The sequence below is a fragment of the Pseudarthrobacter sp. B4EP4b genome (assembly GCF_006680095.1).
Lineage (GTDB): Bacteria > Actinomycetota > Actinomycetes > Actinomycetales > Micrococcaceae > Arthrobacter.
Genome location: NZ_VHIJ01000095.1, coordinates 1 through 3718, shown reverse-complemented (window position 1 = coordinate 3718; position 3718 = coordinate 1). Strand labels below are relative to the sequence as shown.

Sequence of the window (3718 nt, the reverse complement as noted above, 5' to 3'; positions counted from 1 at the left end):
CCGCCGCTCCGGCCGCCCCCGAAGATTTCGGCCCTCCCGCCGTGGGGACCCCGCCCGGCCATGCCGGCACCATCGGCATTATGTACATTCCCCGGTTTGGTCCCAACTACACCCGGCCCATCGTGCAGGGAACCAGCCAGGATGTGCTGGACACGCTGGGGCTGGGGCACTACAGCAACACCGCCATGCCAGGTGCGGTGGGAAACTTCGCCGTTGCCGGCCACCGGCAGACGCACGGCGCGGTGCTGGACAACATCCACACGCTGGTGCCCGGGGACAAGATCTATGTGCAGACAAAGGACGGCTTCTACATCTACGTCTTCCGCAACAACCAGATCGTTATGCCCTCCCGGACCGACGTCCTGGAGCCGGTGCCCACCCAGCCGGGCGTCGCCCCCACCGAAAGTTTCCTCACCATGACCAGCTGCAACCCCCGCTTTGGTGCTGAAGAACGCATCATCGCCTATGCGCTGCTGGACAGCTGGCGCCCTGCCGCCGCAGGTGCGCCGGCGGAGATCGCAGCACAGGTAGCCGCAGCGATGGGAAGGGGCTGAGCATGTACGCCTGGATCTTCCGCCATCTTCCCGGGCCGCTCTGGCTGCGGATCGCCATCTCGCTGGTGCTGGTCGCCGCCGCGCTGGTATTGATGGTTCAGTTCCTTTTCCCGTGGATGTCCGAGTACACCCAATTCACCGACTCAACGATTGGTTCCGCAAGCCAGCCATGACCACAACCAAGATCCTCGTAGTGGATAACTACGACAGCTTTGTCTACACCCTGGTGGGCTACCTCCAGGAACTCGGCGCCGAGACCACTGTGGTCCGCAATGACGACGTCACCCTCGCCGAGGCCATCGAACTGGCCGGCACGCGGGATGGCATCCTCATCTCACCGGGCCCCGGCAACCCTGCCGAGGCGGGTGTGTGCATCGAGCTGATCAAATGGTGCGGTGAGAACAGCGTGCCCATGTTCGGCGTATGCCTGGGACACCAGGCGCTGGCCGAGGCGTTCGGCGGGAAGGTGACGCACGCGCCTGAACTGATGCACGGCAAGACGTCGCTGGTGGAGCATATCGGGACCAGCGTTTTTTCCGGGCTCCCCTCCCCCGTCACGGCCACCCGGTACCACTCGCTGGCCGCAGTCCGCGAAACGCTCCCGGACGTCCTGGAAGTCACCGCGGAAACTGCGTCGGGGGTGGTGATGGGGCTTCAGCACCGGACCGCGCCGCTGTGCGGGGTGCAGTTCCATCCCGAGTCCGTGCTCACCGAAGGCGGCTACCAGATGCTGGGGAACTGGCTCGAATCCCTGGGCATGAAGGGTGCGGCGGCGCGAGCCGCGAAGCTGAGCCCGCTCATCCAGCACTAGCCTTCGCCAATCCGGGCGCCGGCTGCCGCTAGCCCTTCTTGGTGGAGGTGGGTGTCGGTGTGGGCTTCGGGGTAGGAGTGGGGGACGGTGGTGGCGGCGGTGGCGCTTTGGCCACCACGATGCTGACAGTCTTTCCCTGCTCCACCACGGAGTTGACGGGATCGCTTTGGTCCGTCACCCTGCCGGCTTCCACCTGGGCGTTCTCCGCCTCCGTGACCGCTGGTACGAGGCTGAGTTCCTTCAGTGCCGCTTCAGCCTCTTCGCGGGTCCGGCCGCGCAGTTCCGGGATTGCCACCTTGCCCGTGGACACCACCAGCTCAACCGTGGTGCCCACTCCTACCATCTGCCCGGGGGCAGGGCTGGTGGTAATCACAATTCCGGCCGGGACGGTGGCGCTGTTGGCTGTGGTGGTGGACGGCGCACCCACCAGTCCGCTTTGCCGCAGGATATCCCTGGCCGCGGCCTCCGTCTTGCCCGGCAGGCTGTCCGGAATCTTCACGGCGCTGGGCCCCTCGGAAATGTTCAGCACTACATCTGAGCCGGGGTCCAGGGACGTGCCGGACGCTGGATCCGTTCCGATGGCTGTCCCCTTGGGCACGGTGTCATGCTGGAGGCGAACGATTTTTGGTTTGAGGTCGGCGCCGTAGAGCTCCTGCAGTGCCGCCGATTCGGTCAGTGTTGCCACCGCCGGGATCTGCACCTTGGGCGGCGGCGGCGCCGGACGGTTCACGGTGTTGTAGACCCACAGCCCGCCGCCGCTGAGGACCAGGAGGGTGAAAATCACCAGGGTGGTTATCCAGGCACGACGGCGGGACTTCTGCCGTGCGGTCCGCTCACGCTCGGGAGGGAAGCCGAGGGGCAGGTCATCGCGTGCTGAAGGTTCGTAAGCGGCGGCAGTGGCGCCGCCGTCATCGTCGGCTGTAGTGCCCAGGGCAGCCAAGCGCCCGGTTGGGGGGTCATCGAGGAAGCCTGCGCCGGCTGCCGCGAACGCTTCGGTTACGGGCGCTGTGGTTGGGGCGGGGACGTGGTCATTGGGATCGGTGGGTGCCTCCGAAGCAGCAATTGCCGGGACCGGAACCCCCGCCCGCGCAGCCCGCAGGGCACGCTGGAAGGCGGCGGCGTCCTGGAACCTGTCGTCGCGGTTTTTCTGCAGCGCTTTTGCCAGCACGGTGTCCAGTGCGGGGGAAATGTCAGGGTTCAGGCTGCTCGCCGGCGCGGGAATCTCGCGCACGTGCTGGTAGGCCACCGACACGGGGCTGTCGCCGACGAACGGCGGGCGGGTGGTCAGCATTTCGTAGAGCAGGCAGGCCGCGGAATAGAGGTCGCTGCGCGCGTCCACTGTTTCGCCGCGGGCCTGCTCGGGAGAGAGGTACTGCGCCGTGCCCACCACGGCCTGGGTCTGGGTCATGGTGGCGGAGGAATCGGCGATGGCCCGGGCGATGCCGAAGTCCATGACTTTTACCGAGTCCGTGCCGTCGCAGTACATCACGTTGGCCGGCTTGATGTCGCGGTGCACTATGCCGGCTTTGTGGCTGTATTCAAGGGCGCCGAGCACGCCCAGGCAATAATCGATGGCCTGGCTGATGCTGACCTCGTTGGCCCGGATCAGGTCCCGGATAGTCCTGCCTTCGACGTATTCCATCACGATGTACGGCACCCGTACGTTGTCATCGGAGCCGTCATGGACCATGTGCTCGCCCGTATCGTAAATCGCCACGATCGAGGGGTGGTTCAGGGCGGCCACTGACTGGGCCTCGCGCTTGAAGCGTGCCTGGAACTGCGGGTCCCGGGCCATATCTGCCCGGAGCAGTTTGATGGCGACGGTACGGCCAAGCCTGGTATCCAGGCCCCGGTAGACGTCCGCCATGCCCCCGCGGCCAATGAGGCCGCCCAGTTCGTAGCGTCCGCTGAGGACACGCTGGTTATCCACCGGGACGTTGTCCTCCCGGTGCAACGGTGTGCGCGCTGACTCGTTCACTGGCTGTCCTGGCAGTTACGGGCGGCAGGTAGGCAGGCCGGGCACTTGCTCTGGTCCACAAGCCGGGAGGGATGAAGGCGCCGTAGGTCCCGCTGCGGACGGCGTGCTGGGGGCGGAGGTGGGAGTGGGAGCATTTGTGGTGGGCGCGGGCGACGGCGCCACCGCGTACGTCACTGTGATCGGTGATCCCACTTCCACCCGGCCCGAGCGGGACAGGGCAATCACAGTGTTGGGCGCAGAATTCACATCAACTTGCGGCTGGACGGTCACATCCAGGTTCATTGCCGAGAGCTGCGACTGAACAGTCCGGTAGTCCTTGCCGAGGTAGGCCTCGGGGATGACGTTCACCGTTTCCGGGGTGGGCTCCTGGGTGGG

Annotated in this window: 4 protein-coding genes and 1 pseudogene; 3 read left to right on the top strand and 2 right to left on the bottom strand. The window is 66.1% G+C overall.

What is annotated here, in order from left to right; translation table 11 throughout:
* From FNL14_RS23040 to FNL14_RS23035, 3 genes are all read left to right on the top strand, one after another.
* Window positions 1-554 (top strand): class E sortase (locus tag FNL14_RS23040; protein ID WP_142065165.1); only part of this gene is annotated, 554 nt, incomplete at its 5' end.
* A 2-nt stretch (window positions 555-556) separates the two neighbouring features.
* On the top strand, window positions 557-727 hold the full coding sequence (locus tag FNL14_RS23440; protein ID WP_170850778.1) for a hypothetical protein: 171 nt from the start codon (window positions 557-559) through the stop codon (window positions 725-727).
* A complete protein-coding gene (locus tag FNL14_RS23035; RefSeq protein WP_091419350.1) occupies window positions 724-1365 on the top strand; it encodes an aminodeoxychorismate/anthranilate synthase component II in 642 nt (213 codons plus the stop codon). The genes FNL14_RS23440 and FNL14_RS23035 overlap by 4 nt, the downstream gene beginning before the upstream one ends.
* A gap of 28 nt (window positions 1366-1393) precedes the next feature.
* Here FNL14_RS23035 and pknB read toward each other — a convergent pair whose 3' ends face one another.
* Together pknB and FNL14_RS23435 are read right to left on the bottom strand one after the other, a co-directional pair.
* Window positions 1394-3343 (bottom strand): Stk1 family PASTA domain-containing Ser/Thr kinase, encoded by a 1950-nt coding sequence (gene pknB / locus FNL14_RS23030; RefSeq protein WP_255470978.1) that lies wholly within the window; start codon window positions 3341-3343, stop codon window positions 1394-1396.
* A gap of 15 nt (window positions 3344-3358) precedes the next feature.
* Window positions 3359-3718, bottom strand: a pseudogene (locus tag FNL14_RS23435) (protein kinase); the annotation flags it as partial.